General features: G+C 62.5%; 20 protein-coding genes. 18 read left to right on the top strand and 2 right to left on the bottom strand.

From position 1 onward, the window contains the following. Positions 1-45: 45 nt before the first annotated feature. Positions 46-3345 (bottom strand): ribonuclease E, encoded by a 3300-nt coding sequence (gene rne, locus ACYQ12_RS08565; RefSeq protein WP_459870223.1) that lies wholly within the window; start codon positions 3343-3345, stop codon positions 46-48. A 665-nt stretch (positions 3346-4010) separates the two neighbouring features. On the opposite strand from rne, the gene ACYQ12_RS08570 reads away from it, so the two are divergent. The 3 genes from ACYQ12_RS08570 (at position 4011) to sppA (ending at position 6802) form a co-directional block, all read left to right on the top strand. After that, complete coding sequence (locus ACYQ12_RS08570) at positions 4011-4958, top strand: RluA family pseudouridine synthase (protein ID WP_459870225.1); 948 nt, start codon at positions 4011-4013, stop codon at positions 4956-4958. A gap of 69 nt (positions 4959-5027) precedes the next feature. Next, entirely contained in the window at positions 5028-5678 is a 651-nt protein-coding gene (locus ACYQ12_RS08575) for an HAD-IA family hydrolase (RefSeq protein ID WP_459870227.1), read from the top strand. A gap of 47 nt (positions 5679-5725) precedes the next feature. Then, positions 5726-6802, top strand: coding sequence for a signal peptide peptidase SppA (gene sppA, locus ACYQ12_RS08580; protein ID WP_459870230.1), 1077 nt, complete (start codon positions 5726-5728; stop codon positions 6800-6802). A 57-nt stretch (positions 6803-6859) separates the two neighbouring features. Here the strand turns inward: sppA and ACYQ12_RS08585 are convergent, their stop codons facing one another. Continuing rightward, positions 6860-7462, bottom strand: a complete 603-nt coding sequence (locus ACYQ12_RS08585; RefSeq protein ID WP_459870232.1) for a Maf family protein — start codon at positions 7460-7462, stop codon at positions 6860-6862. Positions 7463-7755: 293 nt separating this feature from the next. On the opposite strand from ACYQ12_RS08585, the gene ACYQ12_RS08590 reads away from it, so the two are divergent. The 15 genes from ACYQ12_RS08590 (at position 7756) to ACYQ12_RS08660 (ending at position 20777) form a co-directional block, all read left to right on the top strand. Further along, entirely contained in the window at positions 7756-8280 is a 525-nt protein-coding gene (locus ACYQ12_RS08590) for a YceD family protein (protein ID WP_459870234.1), read from the top strand. Positions 8281-8311: 31 nt separating this feature from the next. After that, positions 8312-8482 carry a 50S ribosomal protein L32 gene (gene rpmF, locus ACYQ12_RS08595; RefSeq protein ID WP_023005526.1) on the top strand — a complete coding sequence of 57 codons (171 nt, stop codon included), beginning with the start codon at positions 8312-8314 and terminating at the stop codon, positions 8480-8482. A 23-nt stretch (positions 8483-8505) separates the two neighbouring features. Beyond that, positions 8506-9624 carry a phosphate acyltransferase PlsX gene (gene plsX / locus ACYQ12_RS08600; RefSeq protein ID WP_459874485.1) on the top strand — a complete coding sequence of 373 codons (1119 nt, stop codon included), beginning with the start codon at positions 8506-8508 and terminating at the stop codon, positions 9622-9624. Between the two features lie 5 nt (positions 9625-9629). After that, entirely contained in the window at positions 9630-10607 is a 978-nt protein-coding gene (gene fabD / locus ACYQ12_RS08605; RefSeq protein ID WP_459870238.1) for an ACP S-malonyltransferase, read from the top strand. 16 nt (positions 10608-10623) lie between these two features. Then, a complete protein-coding gene (gene fabG / locus ACYQ12_RS08610; RefSeq protein WP_459870247.1) occupies positions 10624-11367 on the top strand; it encodes a 3-oxoacyl-ACP reductase FabG in 744 nt (247 codons plus the stop codon). Between the two features lie 97 nt (positions 11368-11464). Beyond that, positions 11465-11698 (top strand): acyl carrier protein, encoded by a 234-nt coding sequence (gene acpP / locus ACYQ12_RS08615; RefSeq protein WP_110600108.1) that lies wholly within the window; start codon positions 11465-11467, stop codon positions 11696-11698. Positions 11699-11880: 182 nt separating this feature from the next. Beyond that, complete coding sequence (gene fabF / locus ACYQ12_RS08620) at positions 11881-13119, top strand: beta-ketoacyl-ACP synthase II (RefSeq protein ID WP_459870251.1); 1239 nt, start codon at positions 11881-11883, stop codon at positions 13117-13119. 5 nt (positions 13120-13124) lie between these two features. After that, positions 13125-13973: an aminodeoxychorismate lyase gene (pabC, locus tag ACYQ12_RS08625; protein WP_459870254.1), complete on the top strand. Its 849-nt coding sequence runs from the start codon at positions 13125-13127 to the stop codon at positions 13971-13973. Then, positions 13961-14962: an endolytic transglycosylase MltG gene (gene mltG / locus ACYQ12_RS08630; protein ID WP_459870256.1), complete on the top strand. Its 1002-nt coding sequence runs from the start codon at positions 13961-13963 to the stop codon at positions 14960-14962. The genes pabC and mltG overlap by 13 nt, the downstream gene beginning before the upstream one ends. A 63-nt stretch (positions 14963-15025) precedes the next feature. Further along, positions 15026-15676, top strand: coding sequence for a dTMP kinase (gene tmk / locus ACYQ12_RS08635; protein ID WP_459870259.1), 651 nt, complete (start codon positions 15026-15028; stop codon positions 15674-15676). Then, a complete protein-coding gene (locus ACYQ12_RS08640; protein ID WP_459870262.1) occupies positions 15667-16650 on the top strand; it encodes a DNA polymerase III subunit delta' in 984 nt (327 codons plus the stop codon). The genes tmk and ACYQ12_RS08640 overlap by 10 nt, the downstream gene beginning before the upstream one ends. Before the next feature lie 38 nt (positions 16651-16688). After that, positions 16689-17024, top strand: a complete 336-nt coding sequence (locus tag ACYQ12_RS08645; protein WP_459870264.1) for a PilZ domain-containing protein — start codon at positions 16689-16691, stop codon at positions 17022-17024. A 102-nt stretch (positions 17025-17126) separates the two neighbouring features. Next, on the top strand, positions 17127-17954 hold the full coding sequence (locus ACYQ12_RS08650; RefSeq protein ID WP_459870266.1) for a TatD family hydrolase: 828 nt from the start codon (positions 17127-17129) through the stop codon (positions 17952-17954). A gap of 31 nt (positions 17955-17985) precedes the next feature. Next, positions 17986-18534, top strand: coding sequence for a DUF1285 domain-containing protein (locus tag ACYQ12_RS08655; RefSeq protein ID WP_459870269.1), 549 nt, complete (start codon positions 17986-17988; stop codon positions 18532-18534). 20 nt (positions 18535-18554) lie between these two features. After that, the gene (locus tag ACYQ12_RS08660; RefSeq protein WP_459874486.1) at positions 18555-20777 is read left to right on the top strand and encodes an ATP-dependent helicase; all 2223 of its coding nucleotides are present in this window, start codon (positions 18555-18557) and stop codon (positions 20775-20777) included.

Here is a 20777-nt window from a genome sequence, read left to right on the forward strand (position 1 = left end):
CACCGAAACCGGACGGAGGGTCGCCGCCGCCCGGAACGGGTACCGCTAGCTGTTGTCTTCGCCGGACTGCTGACGTCGACGGATTTCGCGCGGGTCGTTATGCGCCCGGCGACGACGGCGCGATTCTGGCGTCGTGGCTGTCTCCTCGGCAGCCTTCTCAGTCTCATTCTGCTCAGTGGCAGCCGCTTCCTCGGCCTTGCTGTCTGCCTTGGGAGCTTCTTCAGGCTCCTGCTCGGGCTGGGCGGTTTCCGGCTTGGGCAGCTCGGAGGCAACCGGCGCCTCGGCCTTGTTATCTGCCTTGGGGGCTTCGCCAGGCTCCTGCTCGGGCTGGGCGGTTTCCGGCTTGGGCCGAGTGGACTCCGCCTTGGGCAGCTCGGAGGCAACCGGCGCCTCGGCCTTGCTGTCTGCCTTGGGAGCTTCTTCAGGCTCCTGCTCGGGCTGGGCGGTTTCCGGCTTGGGCCGAGTGGACTCTGCCTTGGGCAACTCGGAGGCAACCGGCGCCTCGGCCTTGCTGTCTGCCTTGGGGGCCTCCTCAGGCTCCTGCTCGGGCTGAGTGGACTCCGCCTTGGGCAGCTCGGAGGCAACCGGCGCCTCGGCCTTGTCTACTTCGGGCGCCTTGCGTTCTGGCTGGGTAGCCTCGGCCCTCGGTCCTGCCAGCAGTTTCTGCTCGGCTTTGGTTTCATCCGCCCTGGCTTCGTCCGCCTTGGCTTCATCTTCCTTCGGCTTGGCTGGCTTGGCTCTGGAGGCTTTCAACTCCGCCACGTCGGCTTCGAGATCCGCTTCGGGGACTTCTGCTTCAGGCGCTTCCACTCTGGGCGTCTTCGGCTTGGAAGAGGATTTCCCTTTGGTTGCCGCTCTACCTGCGGCCTTGTCCCGCTGAGGCTGGGCCGTATCATCCTTGGCATCGTCCGGCTTCGAGGTCGGTGACTTCGAGACCTCCGGTGTCGTCGCTTCGGTTGCGGTCGGCGCTTCCTGAGCGTCCTCCTGGCTATTCGCCTGGGCCAGCAGCTTTTCCTGCTCGGCCACGGCTTGCGGGTTCAGTGCCTGCTGCCGGGTGCGCTTGCGAGGATTGTTGCGTGTGCGCTTGGGCTTGGTATCAGCGGCGCTCTTGTCGGACTTGGCCGAGGAAGTGGCGGTCTCCTGGCTGGTTTTCGGCTCTTCGTCACGGGGCTTGGCGTCGCGGGGCTTGTTCCGTCCGTTAGGCTTGTCGTTCCGCGACGGCCGGTTATCCTCGCGCCCTTCGGGGGAGTTGCTGTCCTGACGGGAGCTTTCCTGACGAGAGCTTTCCTGACGGGAGCTGTCCTGACGGGAGCTGTCCTGGCGTGCATTGTCTTGACGAGCATTGTCTTGACGAGCATTGCGGGCCGGACGGTTTTCGTCGCGGCTCTCATTGCGACGCCGACGATTGCCACGCCCACCATTCGCATCGCTTCGATTGGTGTTGCGTTCCTCCCGCTCTTCCGTTGCGCCTGTCTTCTCGCCGCCATTTTGCGAGGGGCGTGTCGGGGCCGGGCGTTGAGCGCTGCTCTGTTCGCGCGGGGCGTTACGTTGTTCGCGCGGGGCGTTACGGTTGGCAGCGCTATCGGCCGGCTTCGAGGCAGGGGCGGATGCCTCATCGCCACCCAGCAACTTGTTCAGGCCCTTGAAAACCCGCGACAGGAAGCCGGAGTTTTCTTGAGAAGGCGAAGTCTGAACTGCCGGAGCGGCGGGAATCTCGTCCTGACGCAACGAGTCCGGAGCCGGGGCGGTATGTGCCACGGACTTGACCGCAGCTTCCGTACGCAGGATCGGCTTTTCAAAATTCGGGTCCGGCTCCTTGCCCACTTCGGTATCGGTCGGCAGTTCGAAGCTCGACTTGATGCCTTCCTCCTCCTCGACGTGGTCGTCACGCAGACGCTGGACGTCATAGTGGGGCGTGTCCATCTCGGGGCTGGGCAAGAGCACTACCTGCACGCCCTGGCGACGTTCGATCTCGGCCAGCACGCTGCGCTTCTCGTTGAGCAGATAAGTGGCCACGGGGACCGGCAGGATCGCCCGGATCTGCGCGCTACGCTCCTTCATCGCCTCTTCCTCGATCAGGCGCATGATGGACAGTGACATGGAGCGTACGTCGCGGATGGTGCCCTGACCGTCACAGCGTGGGCAGACTACGCCACTGGTCTCGCCGAGCGAAGGCCGCAGGCGCTGACGGGACATTTCCATCAGGCCGAAGCGTGAGATGCGTCCGATCTGGACCCGGGCGCGATCGAGCTTGAGGGCATCGCGCACGCGGTTCTCGACATCGCGCTGGTTCTTGGCCGGCGTCATGTCGATGAAGTCGATCACCACCAGGCCGCCGATATCGCGAAGACGCAACTGACGAGCAATCTCGTCGGCCGCTTCCAGGTTGGTCTGTAGCGCGGTTTCCTCGATATCGCCGCCACGGGTGGCCCGCGCCGAGTTGATGTCGATGGAAACCAGGGCTTCGGTGTGGTCGATGACGATCGAGCCGCCGGAAGGCAGCTTGACCTCACGCTGATAGGCCGTTTCGATCTGGGACTCGATCTGAAAGCGTGAGAACAGCGGCACGTCATCGGTATACAGCTTGATCTTCTGCTGGTAGGACGGCATGACCTGGCGGATGAAGGCCAGCGCTTCCTCGTGCACTTCCGAACTGTCGATCAGCACTTCGCCGATATCCTGGCGCAGATAGTCGCGCATGGCGCGAATGATGACGTTGGATTCGCGATAGATCAGGAAGGGGGCGGGGCGCTTGACGGCCTCTTCGGTGATGGCTTCCCAGACCTGCACCAGGTAGTCGAGGTCCCACTGCAGTTCCTCGGCGCTGCGGCCGATACCGGCAGTACGCACGATAACGCCCATCCGGTCCGGCAGGGTCAGCTGACCCATGGCGTCCTTGAGCTGAGTGCGATCATCGCCCTCGATGCGTCGTGAAATACCGCCGGCACGCGGGTTGTTGGGCATCAGCACCAGGAAGCGACCGGCCAGACTGACGAAAGTGGTCAGGGCGGCGCCTTTGTTGCCGCGCTCTTCCTTGTCGACCTGGACGATGACTTCCTGGCCTTCCTTCAGGACTTCCTTGATACTGGGGCGGCCCGAGACATCCTTGATGAAGTATTCGCGGGATATTTCCTTAAGCGGCAGGAAACCGTGCCGATCGGCACCAAAGTCCACGAACGCGGCTTCGAGGCTGGGTTCGACGCGGGTGATGCGTCCGCGGTAGATATTGGCTTTCTTCTGTTCCCGGGCACCGGATTCGATGTCCAGATCGTAAAGGCGTTGACCATCGACCAGAGCGACGCGCAGCTCTTCAGGCTGGGTCGCGTTGATGAGCATCCGTTTCATGTTGTCTCGCTGAATGGTCGTGCCGGTAAGGCGGCGACTCGAGTATCGGCGACGACGAACCGCTTGCTGTCGTGTTGTGCTCAGTGCATGTCGTGGAGGCGTCTGATACCTGACTGGGGTAGGGCCCTACATGGCAAAAGTTCAGCTTTTCGGCCGTGCAATTCCCTGACGCGGCATGATCATGTTGAGTACGCGGCGGCGGCAGGACGTGTCTCGGCGGGTGCAATGTCGTGTCCCGTCCGGTCCTGCGGTCTTCCGCCAGACACCTGGCTGCGTCGGTTCGGCGACGCCGGCCTCCGGCACGGTGTTGACTTTCCCCGTGGCGGTTGAACGCCCCACGACCAACTGCTGGCAGGTGAGGGTGAGGCGTTCTCCCCGATTCCGGGCGTGATAGTACTGATTTTTCGATCACCTCGATCACTACATCTGACGCGGCTGCCGCATGGCAGCGTTGTCGTGATCGTGTTGTTCGTCGCTCGGGCCCGCGTGTCTGTCGTGCAGGCGCTACCAACGGACAGGTAATGTCCATTTGAGCGAGTCCGGAATATAACAGTAAAGCCTTTGGCCAGCAATTGGCGTCAAGGCGGCGCGAGTACGATAGAATGGCGGCTGAATTGCGGTCCTGGACCGTTCATCCTCGGTGGCTGAGTAAGGAGAGGGCGTGCATGGCCGAAGGCCGCGACGTTCAATGGATCGAAGTTGATGAGGGGCAGGTCGGGCAACGTATCGACAACTTCCTGCGTACCCGTCTCAAGGGGGCGCCGAAGGCGCTGATCTATCGCATCGTCCGCAAGGGCGAAGTGCGGGTCAACAAGAAGCGTGTCAAGGTGGATTATCGCCTGATGGCGGGGGACCTTGTCCGTGTGCCTCCGCTGCGTCTGGCGCCGGAAGCCGCCGTGCGCGAGGTCAGCGACAACCTGCGCAATCTGCTCGCCGGCAGCGTGCTGGTGGAGGGGCCGGACTGGCTGGTCATCAATAAGCCGTCGGGGCTGGCCGTGCACGGCGGCAGCGGGGTCAAGATCGGCCTGATCGAAGCGTTGCGGCAGGTGCGCGAGGATCTCGATTTTCTGGAGCTGGTGCATCGCCTCGATCGCGATACCTCGGGTTGTCTGCTGCTGGCCAAATCCCGCGAGGCGCTGCTGACACTGAATACCGCGTTGAAGAATCGCCAGATGGACAAACAGTATCTGGCCCTGGTGCAAGGGCGCTGGCCTGCCAAGCGGGAGTTCGTCAGTGCGCGCCTGGACCGTTTCGAGGCCGGAAATGGTGAGCGCAGAGTCCGGGTCGACCCCGACGGCAAGGTGTCGCGCACCCGTTTTGCAGTTCGTGAAGCCCTTCCCAACGCCACCCTGATAGAGGCAGAGCCGATTACCGGGCGAACGCACCAGATTCGTGTGCATGCTGCTCATGCCGGCTGTCCATTGCTGGGAGATGACAAGTACGGCAGCCGGGAGGGGGCGCGTCTGGCCCAGCGTCTTGGGCTGGAGCGATTGTTTCTGCATGCCGCATCGCTGACGTTTCCCGAGCCTCGTAGTGGAAGGCCGGTACACATCAAGGCGCCGCTTGGTGAGACGCTGGAAACGGTTTTGGTGCGGGCCCGCGAACAGCGCTGAGTCGCGGCGCGAAACCCCAGCCAGGACCGCTGGCGGCGGCTATGGCATGTCAAGGAACAAGGAGCAAGCGTGCGTTACCGGCTGGTGATATTCGATTGGGATGGCACTTTGATGGATTCCGAAGCGCGAATCGTGGCCTGCATGCAGGCGGCGGCACGTGATGTGGGCTGGAAGCCTCTGGCGCACGAACAGGTCAGGGACATCATCGGGCTGGGGCTGCCCGAAGCCATCATGAAATTGTGTCCGACGATATCGGATGCGCAGGCTGCCGCCATGCGTGAGCGTTACTCGCATCATTTCGTGGCGGCCGATCAGGAGCCGATGCGTTTCTTTGCCGGCGTCGAAGCGGGAATCGAAAGGCTGCGCCGTCATCCGCAGGTGCAGCTGGCGGTGGCGACCGGCAAGAGCCGGCGCGGGCTGGATCGCGTCTTCGATACGGCCAATTGCCGTGCCTGGTTTCATGCCAGCCGTACCGCCGACGAGACCCTTTCCAAGCCGCATCCACGCATGCTGGAAGAGTTGCTGGCCGAGACCGGCGTCGATGCCAGTGAGGCGCTGATGGTGGGTGACAGCGAGTACGACATGGAAATGGCGCGCGCCTTGGGCATGGATCGTGTCGCCGTGACATACGGCGTGCATGCTGTCGAGCGGCTCACGCTCTCGACGCCGGTCCTGATCGTCGATGAGTTTCCTGCGCTTGTGGATTGGCTGCATGAATGATCGGCACCGTCCCGCGCTTCCCAATGAACCGAGATTGAGCGATACCGATGAGCGACGACAAGCATGATGACTGGACCCAGGGGCCCGAGTTGAGTCGGGAAGAGGCGCGGCGTCGCAGGGTCGGGGAGGACGCGTCGGCAAGCGCGGCCGATGACGATGCCGAAACGTTGCGTGAAAAGCAGCGGCTTGCCCAGCTTCAGATGATGGATCGCTGGATCGGTGGCGTACTCACCGAGCAACGCCGCAGTCGACGCTGGAAGCTGTTCTTCCGTTTCCTGTTTGCGCTGCTGATTCTGGCTTCGTTGACGATGACGCTCTATAGCCTTTTTCTCGGTAATCTCGACACGGCACCGGCCGAGGAGCACCTCGGCGTGGTCGAGGTGCGTGGCGTGATCGATGCCGAGGGGGCTGCCAGCGCCGAAAGGGTGATCGAGGGGATACGCAAGGCCTGGGAGAGCCCGACGACCCGCGCGGTGGTGCTGCATATCAATAGCCCCGGTGGCAGCCCGGTCCAGTCTCAGCGCATCTATGACGAGATTCGGCGCCTGGAGTCGACAGGGGAGAAACCGATCATTGCGGTGATCGAGGATATCGGCGCCAGCGGGGCCTACTATATCGCGGCGGCGGCCGATGAAATCTATGCTGCCCCTTCCAGCCTGGTCGGTTCGATCGGGGTGATCTACTCGGGATTCGGGCTGCAGGAGGCGATCGGCAAGCTGGGAGTCGAGCGGCGTGTCTTTACCGCCGGGGAAAACAAGGCCTTTCTGGACCCCTTTTCATCGATCAGCCCTGAGCAGCGCCGCTATTGGCAACAAGTGCTGGACACGACGCATCAGCAGTTCATCGATGCGGTCAAGGCGGGACGCGGCGAGCGCCTGAAGGAGGACCCGCAGCTGTTTTCGGGGTTGGTGTGGACCGGCGAGCAGTCCGTGACGCTGGGGCTGATCGACGGCCTGAAAAGCGTTGACGACGTTTCCAGGCAGCTGGTGGGCGAGGTGCGCCTGCGCGACTACACGCCGGGACTTGATCCCTTCGAGCGGCTGTCCCGCCAGTTCGGACGCGTCAGCGCCGAATGGCTGGGCATGCCGGCGGTATCCTCTCCCATACGCTATCAGCTGCCCTGAGCGCGTTCGCGCTGGGCTGCGGGTCGCTTCGCCGGCGATCCGCAGTCTTTCTTCCCTTCATGGCCTGTCGTCGCAATGGTGTGTCAGCGGGTCCATTCCGGCCTCTCGCAGCAGTTGGCACAAGCGGATAAGCGGCAAGCCAATCAGTGTATTGGGATCGTCCCCCTCGAGGCGCTCGAACAGGGTGATGCCCAGTCCCTCCATGCGGAAGCTGCCGGCACTATCGAGAGGCTGTTCCCTGGCGACATAGTGCTCGATTTCCATTTCGCCAAGCGGGCGAAACACGACCTCGTAGGTTTCGTGGCAGACCTTCTGCCAGTCACGCCTGGTATCGAGTAACGCCAGTCCGGTGACGAAGCGGACCCGTTTTCCCGAGAAGCGGGCCAGCTGGGCGCGTGCCGCCGCTTCGCTGCCCGGCTTGCCCAGGATGCTGCCTTCAAAGACGGCGACTTGATCGGAGCCGATGATCAAATGCGCCGGGTGAGCGGCAGAGAGCCTTCTTGCCTTGGCCAGCGCCAAGCGTTGAACCAATGTCTCGGGCAGTTCGTCTGCATGTGCCGTCTCATCGATGTCGGGGCTTGCCCAGGTGTAGGGAAGCTCGAGTCGGTCGAGCAGTTGCCGGCGCCAGCGTGAGCCGGATGCGAGTACCAGGCGTGACATGAGGTCTCCTTGAGGGGGCTGTCGAAGGGGACGTTGTGATATGCAACATGCCCTTGGAGTAAAAACTTGGGGTAAAAGAAGGGCGCGGGAAGCGTAGACACGCTGAACGCCCTTCGTTTAACTGCCTTTCGCCATGAGCGGATGCCGCGGCTCGCCGGCATTCCAGTCAAAGCCTACACTATTGCTTGTCTCCCTCGAGGCTCTACCGGAGAGATCCATAGCGGAGAGATCCGTAGGCCAACCTCCGTAAGTCTTTTGACAGGAACGGGGGGAATCCCTATTATTGCGCGCCTATGTTAACCACACGATTCCCTAATCTGGTCGAGCCCTACAAGCTCGCCGCCAACCACGAGCAGCTCGAAGGGCTCATGTCCCTTGAGCGGATGTCGCGTCTCAGTGAGGAAATCGGCGAGCAGGAAGGTGACTGCGAAGTGCGCATGGACTTCGGTATCGATGCTCATGGCCGGCGCTTCATTGAGGGCGAGCTGACGGCAAAGGTGCAGGTTCCCTGTCGCCGTTGCCTGGAGCCGATACCGGTGACCCTGGAGAGCCGCTTCCTGTTGGGGATGGTGTCCAGTGATGCCCTGGCGGCTGAGTTGCCGGGGGATTACGAGCCGGTATTGGTGGAAAGCGAGCAGTTGAATCTCCTGCCGGTGGTTGAGGATGAGCTCATCCTCAGCGTGCCGCAGGTGGTTTACCACGACGAGGCAGAATGCGCCGTCTCTCAGGATCAGCTGGCGAGTGCTGATCCCGATTTCTCGGACGAGCGTCCTGAAAACCCCTTCAGTGTGCTGCGCACGCTGAAAGGCAAAACCTGAATCTTTGTTGATTACTCTGGAGTGAATTCCCATGGCCGTTCAACAGAACCGTAAGACCCGTTCCAAGCGCGGCATGCGCCGCAGTCATGATGCGCTGTCCGCTCCGGCCCTGTCTCAGGACAAGGAAACCGGTACGACCCACCTGCGCCACCACGTCTCTCCTGACGGTTTCTATCGTGGCCGCAAGGTCGTCGACGCCTAAGGCGACGACGTCCGCACTTGACCGTGCGAATTGCCATTGATGCGATGGGCGGGGACTTGGGTCCCCGCACTGCTGTTGCAGGCACCTTTCATGCTTTGGATCGGCATCCCGATCTCGAAGCTTTGCTGTTTGGGCCGCGCGCCGTTCTCGAGGCTGAAGTCGATGCCTTGCCCCGTCGTTTGCTTGGCTTGCGCTCCCGCTTGACGATTCTCGATGCGCCACATGTCATTTCCCAGGAGATGCGGCCTTCGAACGCCTTGCGGGGAGCTGAACAATCGAGTCTTTACCTGATGCTGGCCGCCGTGCGTGATGCCTGCGCGGATGCCTGCGTCAGTGCCGGCAATACCGGGGCCATGATGGCGTTGGCGCGTCGCATGCTGGGTACCGTCATGGGTATCGATCGCCCGGCCATTAGTACGGCGATCCCGACCCAGGATGGTGGGCGTTGCTATATGCTGGATCTTGGGGCGAACGTCGATGTTCAGGCGCGGCATCTGCAAGATTTCGCCCGGCTGGGGGCCGTCATGGCTCGAGTGGTGGATGGGCTCGAGAAGCCGCGTGTGGCACTGCTCAACGTGGGGGTCGAGGCCAACAAGGGAGCGGCGCGTGTGCGTGAAGCCGATGTGCTCCTGCGTCAGACGAGTGGCCTCAATTATGTGGGTTTCGTCGAAGGTGACGCCATCTTTTCCGGAGAAGTGGATGTGGTGGTCTGTGACGGCTTCGTTGGCAATATCGTCCTCAAGTCCAGCGAGGGGTTGGCGCGGATGTTGATGAAGCGCTTGCAAGAGACCTTCGAGGCGCACTGGACGACTCGGCTGGTCAGCTTTCTGGCTCGCCCGGCGCTGTACAGGCTCAAAGGCCAGCTCGATCCAGTGCGCTATAATGGCGCAAGTCTGCTGGGGCTATCGGGAATCGTGGTGAAGAGCCATGGGGGAGCCGATGAGCAAGGTTTTGCCTGGGCGATTTCCCGGGCGGTGCGTGAAGTTCAGATGGCACTGCCGCGCTACCTGGCTCAGGAGTTGGGTGAGGACAGAAGTGCGCAGCCCTCTATCCTCTCGGCTTCCGCTTCGGATGAGGCGGGTCGAGAGGATAGCGGGTTTTCGGCCCGTTTGAGATCCGACGAATCCCATCCTCAAAGGTAACAGCGATGACTCAATCCCTGGCCCTTGTCTTTCCAGGGCAGGGCTCCCAGCACCTTGGTATGCTGCGGGAGCTGGCCGAGCGCTACAGCGTAGTGCGCACGACCTTCGACGAGGCCTCCGAAGCCCTGGGTTATGATCTCTGGCATGTCGTGCAGGAGGGGCCGGAGGAGGCTCTTAATGCCACGGCCTGCACGCAGCCGGCACTGCTCGCGTCGAGCGTGGCGATCTGGCGTGTCTGGCAGGAGCTCGAGGGGCCTCGGCCTGCTGCAATGGCGGGACACAGTCTGGGCGAGTACAGCGCCATGGTATGTGCCGGTGCCGTCGGCTTCGCCGAGGGCGTCAAGCTGGTGAGGCTGCGCGGTGAAGCGATGCAGGACGCGGTGCCCATGGGGCAGGGCGCCATGGCCGCTATACTCGGCCTGGATGACGACGTGGTGGAAAAGGCGTGCCGCGAGGCGCTACCCCAGGGCAATACTTCAGGCGAGGTGGTGGCTGCGGTCAACTACAATGCACCGGGGCAGGTAGTGATCGCCGGCAGCAAGGCCGCGGTCGAGCGGGCCATCGGGCTGTGTCAGGAGGCGGGCGCCAAGCGTGCTCTGCCGTTGCCGGTATCGGTGCCTTCGCACTGTGCGCTGATGAGGCCAGCTGCCGAGCGCTTGGAGGAGGCCATGGCCGATATCGAACTCAAGGTGCCACGCTATACTGTGGTCCAGAATGTCGATGCCTGTGCCCATGCCGATGTCGATACGCTGCGCACACGCCTCATCGAGCAGCTTTATCAGCCGGTTCGCTGGACGGAGTGTGTCAATGCGATGGTTGGACAAGGGGCTAGCGTATTTATCGAATGCGGGCCCGGAAAGGTGTTGACGGGACTGAACAAGCGTATTCAACGTCAGGCCAAGGGGCTGGCCGTGAATGATCCTGACAGTCTTGCCGCCGCGCTCGAACTGGCGCGTGACGCTGTCAGTGAGTCGAATTCGTAAGGATGCAGGAAACAAGATGACGAGCGAACGCAGAGTTGCCCTGGTGACAGGAGCAAGCCGTGGTATTGGTCGTGCCATTGCCTATGAGCTTGGCCGGCAGGGGCGGATCGTGATCGGCACGGCGACGAGCGCCGGGGGAGCCGAGCAAATCGACCAGGCCCTGAGGGCTGAAGGCATCGAGGGGGCAGGGCGTGTCCTCGACGTGACTGACCAGGACAGTGTGGATGCTCTGATCAAGGCGATCAGTGACGAATTCGGAGCCCCGACGATTCTGGTCAACAATGCCGGAATCACGCGAGACAATCTGCTGATGCGGATGAAGGAAGACGAATGGGATGCGGTGCTCGATACCAATCTCAAGTCTGTCTATCGTGTGACCAAGGCTTGCGTGCGAGGCATGACCAAGGCCCGTTTCGGGCGTATTGTCAGCATCAGTTCCGTGGTCGCTGCCATGGGCAATCTCGGGCAGACCAACTATGCTGCCGCCAAGGCGGGGATGGAAGGGTTTACCCGCGCGTTGGCCCGCGAGGTTGCGTCGCGTTCCATCACCGTCAATGCGGTGGCGCCGGGATTCATTGCCACCGACATGACCGAAGGTCTGGCCGAGGCGCAGCAGGAGTCGTTGCTGACTCAGATTCCTCTGTCTCGTCTCGGCAAGCCCGAGGAAATTGCCGCGGCTGTAGGGTTTCTGACCAGTGATGTTGCCGGTTATATCACCGGGGAAGTGTTGCAGGTCAATGGCGGCATGAATATGCGCTGACGTCCCGCTGGCGCTGTTGCGTCGTCTGAGGGCGGTCTATAAACTAGCCGCAGCTTTCCTGAGCTAGCGGATTCGTACCACTAGGAGTAACGAAACAATGAGCACCATCGAAGAGCGCGTGAAGAAGGTTGTGGCCGAGCGCCTGAACGTCAAGGAAGAGGACATCCAGAACACGTCGTCTTTCACCGAAGATCTCGGCGCGGATTCTCTGGATACCGTCGAGCTGGTGATGGCGCTCGAAGAGGAATTCGATACTGAAATTCCCGATGAAGAAGCCGAGAAGATCACCACCGTACAGGAGGCGATCGACTATATCGTCGCTCATCAGTAAGTCCTGCGAGACGGCGACTACCGGCGCCGGTTCGTAACGACGATGCTCAACGAAAGCCGCTCCTTAGAGAGCGGCTTTCGTTTTTCAGTGACCATCGACTGGCTCCATCGGGCACGGTGTTCGGGTATAATGCGCGCAAACACGGCCATGCCGTGCCAACTCGCTAGTTTGGAGGAGAGCTAATGCCTCGCAGAAGGGTCGTGGTGACCGGGGTCGGTCTGGTAACGCCGGTCGGCAACACCGTCAAGGAGAGCTGGGACAGTATCCTGGCGGGCAAGAGTGGCATTGCACCGATCGAGCACTTCGATGCCAGCGGTTTCAATACGCGTTTCGGAGGCTCGATCAAGGATTTCGACATCAGCCCCTACCTCAACCCCAAAGATGCCCGCAAGATGGATCTGTTTATCCAGTACGGTATCGCGGCGGGAGGGCAGGCGATGGCCGATGCCGGGTTGGAGTGCACCGAGGAAAATGCCGATCGCATCGGTGTGGCCATCGGTTCGGGAATTGGCGGCCTGCCGATGATCGAGCATAACCACAATGCGCTGAACAAGGGGGGAGCGAGGCGTATCTCCCCCTTCTTCGTGCCGGGGTCGATCATCAACATGATTTCCGGCAATCTGGCCATTCAGCACGGCTTTCGGGGTCCCAACATCGCCATCACGACGGCCTGTACCACCGGGACTCATAATATCGGCTACAGTGCACGCACCATCGCGTATGGTGATGCTGACGTGATGCTCTGCGGCGGGGCCGAGATGGCGACCACACCACTGGGACTGGGCGGTTTCAGTTCGGCGCGCGCCTTGTCGACGCGCAACGACGATCCTCAGGCAGCGAGCCGCCCCTGGGACCGCGATCGCGATGGCTTCGTACTATCCGACGGCGCCGGCGTGCTGGTGCTCGAGGAGTACGAACATGCCAAGCGGCGTGGGGCGCAGATCTATGCCGAGGTGATCGGTTTCGGCATGAGTGATGATGCCTATCACATGACGGCGCCACCGGAGGACGGTCGTGGCGCGGCGCTGGCCATGGCCAATGCGATCCGCGATGCCGGCATCACACCCGACAAGATCGATTACATCAATGCCCATGGCACCTCGACACCGGCAGGCGACCTGGCCGAGAGCCGGGCCGTGGAGCATGTGCTGGGCGATGCCGCCAAGTCGGTAGCGGTGAGCTCGACCAAGTCAATGATCGGACACCTGCTGGGTGCCGCCGGAGCGGTCGAGGCGATCTTCAGCATCCTGGCCATTCGGGACCAGGTCGCACCGCCGACCATCAATCTCGACAATCCCCAGGAGGGCTGCAATCTCGATTACGTTCCGCATACCGCGCGGCAAATGTCGATCGAGTATGCCCTGTCGAATTCCTTCGGTTTCGGTGGTACCAACGGCTCGCTGATCTTCGCCCGGGTCTGATCCTGATGCGTGCCGAGCCGCTGCCTTTCGATGACCGCGGACTGGCCTATGGGGACGGGCTTTTTGAAACCGTCCTCGTCCGAGATGGCCGGCCACAGCTCTGGGAGGCGCATCTTGCGCGTCTATTCCGCGGTTGCCGGCGTCTGGGTCTGCCATTGCCTGAGCGGGAGTGGCTCGACGCCCTGCCGGCCCAGGCAGGAAGCGGGCTGCAGGTGCTCAAGCTGATCGTGACGCGTGGCAGTGGTGGGCGGGGGTATCTGCCGCCCGAGTCGCCAGTGCCTCGTCTGCGCTGGCAGGCCATGCCTTTCGCACCTGCCGAATCACGTTGGTATCATGGCGTCAGGGTACGCCATTGTCAGCTGCGTCTGGGAATACAGCCGCGTCTGGCGGGCATCAAGCATCTTAACCGGCTCGAGAACGTTCTGGCCCGGCAGGAGTGGGATGATTCCGGGGTGGCGGAAGGTCTCTTGTGTGACAGCGAGGGGCATCTGATCGAAGCCGTGTCGATGAATCTGCTGTGGATGCGCAAGGGGCGTCTGGAAACGCCGGATCTTGCCGGTTGCGGGGTCAAGGGAACCTTGCTCGAGACGCTCTGCCAACGGCTGCCGGTCGACCCGGTGCGCGTCGGTCCCGAGGTGCTGGGCGAAGTGGAAGCGTTGTGGCTCGTCAACTCGGTGCAGGGGGCGTGGCCAGTGATACGTCTGGACAGCGCCACGGGGAGATGTCTATGTCGGTGGCGGCTCGGTGCTGCGCATCGAAGACTTCAGGCGCATGCTCACACGCTGCTGGGGTATCCCGGTGACTTCGAGTTACCGGCTGAAGCCATCAACGAGGACGCTCCATGCGAGTGGTAAAAATCCTGCTGTTGCTTGGAGTGGTTGGCATTGCCGCCGTCTTCCTGGCCTTCCGCTATTGGGAATCGCGGCTCGATGCCCCCATTGCCGCCGAGACGGAGATCCTTTATGAGGTGCCGCGCGGTGCGGGGTTTCACCGTGTCATCGATGATTTGTCCGAACAGGGCATCATTGCGGAAACCTGGCCCTATCGAGTGCTGGCGCGTATCGAACCCGAGAGCCTTGCGGGCCTGCGTGCCGGAGAGTTTCGTATCGAGCCGGGACTTTCGGGCCGCGAGCTGATCGCGCTGCTCTCCAGCGACAATGTCGTGACCTACCGGTTGACGGTTCCCGAAGGCTGGACCTTTGACCAGATGCGCGGGGTGCTGGCCGAGGCGCCCAAGCTGGATCATCGCACCGTCGACATGAGCGACGAAGAGATCATGGCCGCTCTGGGGCATGACGACGAGCACCCCGAGGGACGTTTCTTCCCCGATACCTATCGCTACCAGAAAGGAACGCCGGATCTCGAGCTGCTGCGTCAGGCCTATGCGCGCATGGCCGATACTCTCGATGAGGTATGGGCGCAGCGGGATGAGGACCTGCCGATCGACACGCCTTACGAGGCGCTGATCCTGGCATCGTTGATCGAGCGCGAGACCGGAGCGTCCGAAGAGCGTCGCCAGATCGCCGGTGTCTTTACGCGGCGGCTGCAGCGTGGCATGCGCCTGCAGACCGACCCGACCGTCATCTATGGCATGGGAGAGGCCTACAAGGGCAATATCACCCGTGCCGATCTGCAGCGTGACACGCCTTACAATACATACCTCATCTCCGGCCTGCCGCCGACACCGATTGCCATGCCGGGACGGGCCGCTCTGGAGGCAGCCGTTCATCCTCAGCCGGGCGATGCGCTCTATTTCGTGGCCAGGGGAGATGGAACGCATCACTTTTCGAGCACGCTCAGCCAGCATAATGCGGCGGTGCGCCGTTACATTCTCAATCGCTGAGACGTGTTCAATCGTCAATGGCGACCGGGTGATACGCCAGAACATGCAGGAACTCAAGACGACATGACCAAGGGACGCTTCATCACTCTCGAAGGGGGAGAAGGCGTCGGCAAGACCACGAATGCCGATTTCATCTGCCGCTGGCTCGAAGCACAAGGTATCGAGACGGCGCGTACCCGCGAGCCCGGGGGCACGCCCCGTGCCGAAGCGATTCGCCAACTGTTGCTCGATCCGGACCCGGAGGAGCCCCTGTCGAGCGATGCCGAACTGCTGCTGATGTTCGCTGCACGGGCCCAGCATCTGGCATCGCGGATTCTGCCCGCACTGGCACGTGGCGCCTGGGTCGTATGTGACCGCTTTACCGATGCCACCTTCGCCTATCAGGGGGGCGGTCGGGGCGTCGACATGCGGCACATCGCTACGCTGGAATCCCTGGTTCAGAAGGGCTTGCAGCCCGACCTGACGCTGCTGCTGGATATGCCTGTCGAGGTGTCGCGTGGTCGGATCGACACACGTCTTGCCGAGCAGGGAGGCCAGCGTGATCGTTTCGAGCGCGAGCGCGGCGCTTTCTTCCTGGCGGTGCGGGAGGCGTACCTCGAGCGAGCGCACGCAGCGCCGGAGCGCTTTGCGGTGATCGATGCCGCACAGTCGCTACCCGACGTGCAGGCCCAGATCGCCACTTGCCTGAGTGACCGGGTCGCCGCATGGGTGTAACGCCATTACCATGGCAGCAGGCGTTATGGCAGCAGCTGGTGCGTCTGCAGAGCAACGATCGCCTACCCCATGCGCTGCTGCTTTCGGGGCCCCATGGCGTCGGCAAGCATGAACTGGCCGATGCCTTGGTGGCGCGGACATTATGCCGCTCTCCCGGTGACACGGCCTGCGGCGTCTGCCATGGGTGCCGGATGCTGGCGTCGGGTTACCATCCTGATCTGCTCGAGGTGGCACCTGCCGAGAAGGGTCGGCAGATTCGTGTCGATCCCATCCGCGAAGTCAACGCCTTCGTGGCGCAGACGGCACAGCAGGGCGGCTACCGGGTAATTCGGCTGCAGCCGGCCGAGGCCATGAACGTCGCCGCGGCCAATGCGCTGCTCAAGAGTCTCGAGGAGCCCGGGCGCCAAACCCTGTTCGTGCTGCTTGCCGACATTCCGTCACGTATGCTGCCCACCATTCGTTCGCGCTGTCAGCATTGGAGCCTGGGCGTTCCGGCCCATGATCCCAGTGTTGCCTGGCTGAGCGAGCGGTTGGGAAGCACCGAGGAGGCCGTTTTCTGGCTGCGTGTGGCCGGGGGCTTGCCGCTACTGGCCGACGAACTTGCCGGTGCCGAAGCGCGCGGCCTGCGCCAGGAACTGCATGAGTTATTCGATGCACTGGTCCGCGGTGCAGAGCCGGTCGGTGAAGCGGCCCGTCTGGATCGGCAGTCCCTCGATCGTATTCTGTGGTACGGTATTGCCTGGCTGGAAGATCTGATTCGGCTTGGGCTTTCCGGCGATCCGGAGCGCATACGCAATCCCGATCTGCTGCCGCTGTTTCGACAGGCGGTCAAGAATGCCCGGGTACGTGACTGGTTCCGCCTGCTGGATTATGCTCGTGAGCAGCGACGCCTGATCGCCGCGGGCGGCAATCCCAATCCTCAACTGGTCATGGAGGCCTGGCTGATTCGCTGGGCGGCGCTGCTCCGCTCATGATCGCGATCCGTGAATCCGGCTGTATTCAGGAGGCTTCGATGGCAGCACAAAAGGCACTCTCCCTGACCATTCGCGATGAGCAGACGCTGCTTTCGGCCTACATGCCCTGGTTGGAGCATGGAGGCATGTTCGTGCCGACCCGGGAACGCTACACGCCGGGGCAGATCGTGCATCTGTTGCTGACGCTGCCTGACGAGACGGAGAGGATGCCGGTGTCCGGTACGGTAGTCTGGATATCGCCGCCCGGTGTGGGCGGGAGGCGCATGCCGGGCATCGGGGTCCATTTCGATGACAAGGGGCACGCGATGCGCGAACACATCGAGACCCGTCTGGCCGGCTTGCTGGGCCAAGGTACGCCCACTTACACCTTCTAGTCGTCACTGTCCTGGTCACCCCTGTCGGCGGTATCCGCGGCTTCCGACTACGCTGGCGCCAAGGCGCTTTTCGTCCTTTATTGCTATCCATCAAGTGAGACCATGTTCGTCGACTCTCATTGTCATCTCGACCGCCTCGACCTTACCGCCCATGGCGGCGATCTGAGCCGCGCGCTGGACGCGGCGCGGGCCCGCGAGGTTCGCCAGTTTCTGGCCATCGCCGTGACCCTTGACGACGTGCCGGGGCTCGCCGAGATCGCCCGGAGGCATCAGGATGTGGTGATTTCGGCGGGGACCCACCCGCTGCACGAGACCTCGGAAGAGCCCGATATCGAGACGATCACGGAGTGTGCCGAGCGCTTCGGTGCCGTGGCCATCGGCGAGAGCGGGCTGGACTATCACTATGACAGTGTGTCTCGCGAGGTCCAGCATGAACGCTTCAGGCGTCACCTGATTGCCGCGCGTGAACTGGAGTTGCCCATCATTGTCCATACCCGCGATGCAAGGGAAGAGACCCTGGCGCTGATTCGCGAGCATACCGATCCCAAGGTGGGCGGCGTCCTGCATTGTTTCACCGAGGATCTCGACATGGCGCGCGAGGCGGTACGCCATGGCTTCTATATATCACTGTCGGGAATCGTTACCTTCCGCAATGCGGATTCCCTCCGTGAACTGGCCCGACGTCTTCCTCTGGATCGTCTGCTGATCGAAACCGACAGCCCTTATCTGGCGCCGGTGCCCAACCGCGGCAAGCCCAACGAGCCTCAGTGGGTCGTTGAAGTTGCAGAGTGCATCGCTGCCGAGCGCGGCATCAGTGTCGATGAGGTCGCCATGCAGACGACCGTCAATTTCTATCGTCTGTTTCAGGAGGCGGCGCCGGAGGCGCCTGCCGAAGTGCGTGAAGCGCTGGCAAGAGCTAGCCTATTCTGAAACGTTCTGCCGGCAGTATCAGGAGATTGCGATGTCATTGGAACCGTTGATGGCGCATGTGGATCCCGATGGCGCCATTCCTCCGGTCGATCGCTGGGATCCGCCCCACTGCGGCGACATGGACCTGGTGATCGCGGCGGATGGCCGCTGGATTCATGAGGGAACGCCGATCGGCCGGCCGCGGCTGGTTCGCCTGCTGTCCACCGTGCTGCGCCGTGAGCCGGATGGGGATTATTGCCTGGTCACGCCGGTCGAGAAGGTGCGTATCCAAGTCGAGGATTGTGCCTTTCTGATTATCGATGCGGAGTTGCTCGGCGATGAGTGGCAGTTGACGACCAATGTCGGTGACAGGATAACGCTCGGCGAGGAGCATCGTCTGGAAGTGACGATGACGCCTTCTGGCGAACCGGTGCCGGAAGTCATGATCCGTTTCGGATTGACGGCTCGCCTCAACCGCAATGTCTATTATCGCCTGATAGACGTGGCGGAGACCCGCGAAGTCCAGGGCCAGCAGGAGATCGGCCTGGTCAGCGGCGGCGTCTGGCAACCGCTGGGCTCACTGCCGGCGAGTGCCGAGTGACGCGAGTGGCGACTCCCACACTGCCGCTGACGTCGGAACAGCGTGCGGTCGTCGAACACGCGAAGGGGCATGCTCGAGTCGCGGCGGTGGCCGGTGCCGGCAAGACCACGACCCTGGTGGCAAGAGTGCTGCACTTGCTGGCAGGAGGCGTGCCCTCTCAGCGCATCATGGTGCTGATGTTCAACCGGGCGGCGCGTGAAGACTTCGCGGCCAAGCTCGGCATTCAGGCGCCTTCGGGCCAAGCGTTGCCGCAGGTGCGTACCTTCCATTCCATCGGGCACCGCCTGACTCAGAGCCTGACACGCTGGGGGAGGCTCGCACCGCGGCAGCTGCTCCAGGCCGACTGGCAGCATGAGCGTCTGCTGCGCCAGGCCGTCATGCAGAGCTTGGATGCGGCCAGCGAAAACCATCGTGAAGCTGCGCTGGAGGCCGACAGGGTGGAGGCGTTCGGCCAATTCTGCGATCTGGTCAAGGCGGAGGTGATGACGCCCCGGGCGCTCTACGAACGGCTCGATTTCGGTCCGGATACCGGCCATTTTCCTGAAGCCTTCGAGCGTTTCGAAGCGCTTCTCGAGCAGCATGGCCTGATGACCTACGCCGATCTGCTCTATCGTCCACTGCGTTGTCTGGAGCGGGAGCCCGACACTCGCGCACGGATCCAAGGCTATCTGGACCACGTCATCGTCGATGAGTATCAGGACATCAACGAGGTGCAGCAGCGCCTGCTGGGTCTCCTCGCCGGGGATCGGGCCGAGGTGATGGTGGTCGGCGATGCCAATCAATGCATTTACGAATGGCGTGGTGCGCGTCCGGATTACATGCTGGAACGTTTCACTGCCAGCTTCGGGGCTGCCAGCGATTACCCTTTGTCCTACACGTTTCGCCACGGCCATGCGTTGGCCTTGGCAGCCAATCATGCCATTCGCGCCAATCGGCGGCGCCCCGACCAGCAGTGTCTGGCGGCACCCGGCAACCCGGCAACCCGGATTGGAGCCGCCATGGGCGGATCGCAGCTTCTCGAAGCATTCGAGAATTGGCGCCGTCAGGGGCGGGCCTGCAATGAAGCGTGCATTCTGGTACGCAGCTGGGCGCTATCCGTCCCCGTGCAACTGCAGCTGCTACGTGCAGGCATCCCCTTTCGCTTGTCACGGCAGGATCGCTTCGTGTTTCGTCTGCCGCTGGTGCAGGCCCTGGCCGGCTATCTGATGTTGGCGTACGACGCCCGTTTGCTCCGCGATCCGGATCATGTGCTGCTGTTGTTCGCCCAGCCAACGCCCTTCGTGGCTCGCGAACGGTTGCAGGCGCTGACTCGGGTCCTGGCCACGACGCAGCGCTGGCCGGAGCGACACGATCCGCTGCTTGACGGGCTCAAGCCGTTGCAGCGACGCAATCTCAAGCGGCGCTGGCAATTGTTGTGCGAACTGCCTCGACTCGCTCATCTATCCCCGGCCAAGCTGCTCGAGCATGTCGTTGAACGCATCGAGGCCGACAAGGTACTCAAGCGGGCGGCTGCCCGGCGCGAAAAGGGCGAAGAGGATGTCAGGCTGCTGGATGTCCTGATCGAGCAGGCCGGCGAGTTGGCCAGCGATCCGCAGGCCTTCATCGAATTGCTGCGCAATCCGGTGGAGAACCGTGACGATGGTGTGCTGATCACCACCGTGCACGGAGCCAAGGGACTGGAGTGGCCCTGGGTCGTGCTGTCGGGTGTCAATGAGGAGGATTTTCCGCATTACAGCCGGGAGAATCCGCTCGACGATGAACGCCTCGAGGAGGAGCGGAGACTGTTCTATGTGGCGATTACTCGCGCACGCGAGCGACTGCTGCTATTGCATGACGGGGGCAGCCATCATCCCAGCCGTTTTCTCGCGGAAACAGCCTGGCAGGATTGCCAGCGTGTCGGCGACATTCTCGAGAGGGGCGGTAACGACGCGGACGACACTGCACCGCTGAAGGTTCGCGAGCCGGCTCTCATGTCCCGCTACCTGGCTGCGCTGGGTCATTCCCTGCCGGTGTGCGCAGCGGTTTCCGAGCCAGAGAAGGCCGGCATCGAAGCTGGTGCCTGGGGCGTGGGGCAATGGGTCGACCATGAAGTGTTTGGCGTCGGCGAAATAGAGAGTGTGGAAGGTAACCCCGCGAATCCAGTCATCGAGGTGCGTTTCACCCACGCAGGGCGGCGGCGGCTGATTGCGGCGCGTGCCCCGTTGAAAAGAATGCCGTCCCGAAGGGTCGGGGCCATGCCGTGA

Source organism: Halomonas shantousis (genome assembly GCF_054654615.1).